The sequence below is a fragment of the uncultured Campylobacter sp. genome (genome assembly GCF_938018035.1).
Lineage (GTDB): Bacteria > Campylobacterota > Campylobacteria > Campylobacterales > Campylobacteraceae > Campylobacter_B.
In genome coordinates this window covers 1-2,367 of record NZ_CALIJF010000137.1, presented here as the reverse complement: position 1 = coordinate 2,367, position 2,367 = coordinate 1, and the positions used below count along the sequence as shown (strand labels likewise).

At 48.3% G+C, this 2,367-nt stretch carries 1 protein-coding gene and 1 pseudogene; both read right to left on the bottom strand.

The features are described 5' to 3' along the window. Positions 1-842 precede the first annotated feature (842 nt). Positions 843-1,697, bottom strand: coding sequence for a deoxyribonuclease IV (gene nfo / locus Q0257_RS04105; protein WP_298021889.1), 855 nt, complete (start codon positions 1,695-1,697; stop codon positions 843-845). 368 nt (positions 1,698-2,065) lie between these two features. Continuing rightward, positions 2,066-2,367: pseudogene (locus Q0257_RS04100) on the bottom strand (hypothetical protein); the annotation flags it as partial.

Here is a 2,367-nt window from a genome sequence, read left to right as displayed (position 1 = left end):
ATACATGCAAAGACGATCTTATTTTGCGAGAGTCGGAAATATATAAAGAATCCTGTGATATGTATGAGCTACTAAAATAGCACGCCGAGCCGCGGTCGGTACAATACGCGTCGGCTGCGGATTAAAATCCGCCGCGTTTAAATTTAAAACGCAAGCAAATTTAAAGCGACGATAGAATTTTAAATTAATCGGGCGATGTGCGGCAGAATTTAACGTAAATTTACACGGATCCTGCATAGATTTTAGCGCAAGCAAAGCGCTAAAATAAAGAGGCAGATTTGTCATAAGCAAATGCGTGCTAAAAGCATAGATTGGCACGCAGCAAAATTTTAAGTTAGAATTTATGAAATCTTATGCGCTTCGCCTCTGCACGGATCGGACGAAAGTAGAATTGCAAGATTGGAATTTACGCAGTCGCGCGTATAAAGCTCCGCGCCAATTTTTTGATATGGAATTTAGAATTTTAAAATTCCTAGAGCTTCGAATCTGGCGCTGAGCCTTGAAATATCGTAGCGATAGAATTTTAAAATTTGCCGCCGCATCGCTTTAAAAATCTTGCTTGAAAATTTTAATTATGCAGCGTAAAATTTTTCATTTCTGCCGGGGCGCTGTGTTTTTCTATAAAAATTTTTCTCTTTTGCTATGACGATGTGTTTTCGTCGTAGAATTTCGCGACTTTTTACGGCGCAGAATTTTTAGCGCGAAGTTCCTCATTATTTTTGCTTGTTAAAATTTAAGCGATAAATCCCACGATGTTAAATTTGCACGGCATAAGGCTCTTATCGCTGGCGCCACTTTAAAGCGAAATGAGATAAATTCTACGTGGCGCAAAAGGCGCCCGATTAGGCTTTACGACGCCCTTGCATACTGCGCAAAAGTGTGATCTCCTCCGCCCAGAGGCTATCGTCGATCGTTTCTAAAATCAGCGGGATCTCATCGATGTTCGGGTCGTTCATGATGTTTTCAAACGCCGCGAGCCCCAAAAATCCGCGTCCGAGGCTCTCGTGCCGATCCTTACGCACGCTAAGCTCGTTTTTCGTGTCGTTTAGGTGCATGCCGCTTAAAAATTTATAGCCGATCGCGCGGTCAAACTCGCTCATTGTGCGCTCGTAGGCCTGTGGGCTGCGGAGGTCGTATCCTGCGGCGAACGCGTGACAGGTATCGATACAGACGCCGATGCGATCTTTGTTTGAAATTTTGTCGATCACGTAAGCGAGCTGAGCGAAATCATAGCCGAGATTGGAGCCCTGGCCCGCGGTGTTTTCGAGCACGAGCTTGACGCCTGCGGTGTTTGCGATGGCGAAATTTAGCGATCCTGCGATATTATCCAGGCACACTTGAGTTGAAATTTCATTTAGATGCGAGCCTGGATGAAAGTTCAAAAGTTTAAGCCCGAGCGCCTCGCAGCGGCGGATCTCGTCCACGAAGGCGTTTAGGGACTTCTCGCGCTCTGCCTCGCGCGGATGGCCCAAATTTATGAGGTAGCTGTCGTGCACCAAGACATGCTCCGCGCTGATGCCGCTTTGCCTCAGCGCGTCTTTAAATGCGGCGATCTCCTCCGCGCTAAGCGGCGGCGCGTCCCATCTGCGCTGATTTTTGACGAACATCGCAAACGCGTCCGCCCCGATCTTTGCGGCGTTTAGCGGCGCGTTAGAAACCCCGCCGCTAGCACTCACGTGCGCTCCGATCCGCTTCATTTTACCTCCTAAATTTTATTTTACGCCGCGCGCGGCAAAATTTTATTAACTCTGGCCGCGCGCGGCTTTTTAAATTTAAATGCGCGTTTTTTCTTTCGCACATACGCGCTGTTTGGTAAATTTCGCCGCAAAGAGCCAGCGCAGAGCGCCAATAAAACCGCGCCATTTGCGCAAGCTGAAAATTACCCAGCCGAGTAATGGAATTTTGATCTCTCGCGCCGTGTTTTGAAACGGCGACCGAAGCGCATTATTTCCGCGCACTTACAAGAACGCACCGCGCGAAATTTTACTCGTTCGCGATTTGCTCGCGCCGCCCACGAAATTGAATTTCACGTGCTACAAATATTGCTCGCGGCTAGCGCGAAATTTTACTGCAGCTCGCGGATTTTGATTTTTACGCCGCGTTTTGCGTCGGCGAAGCTTATAGATCTTCCGCCACCGTCCTTGTCGCGGCAAACCTTATAATCGATAGAGCCATTTTGTAGGTTTTGCACTAGGCAACGGCGCTCGCCTGCGTCGCTGCCGCCAAAGATCGGCTTGCCGTCTAGGATTTCGCCCAGAAGTCCGCGGTAATGCTCGGCGCCAAAGAATTTTTTATTGAAAACGAGCTCGTCGTCGCACGCGCCGTTCATGCAAATTTTATCGCCTTTTAAAACCAGGCTCAGCACGC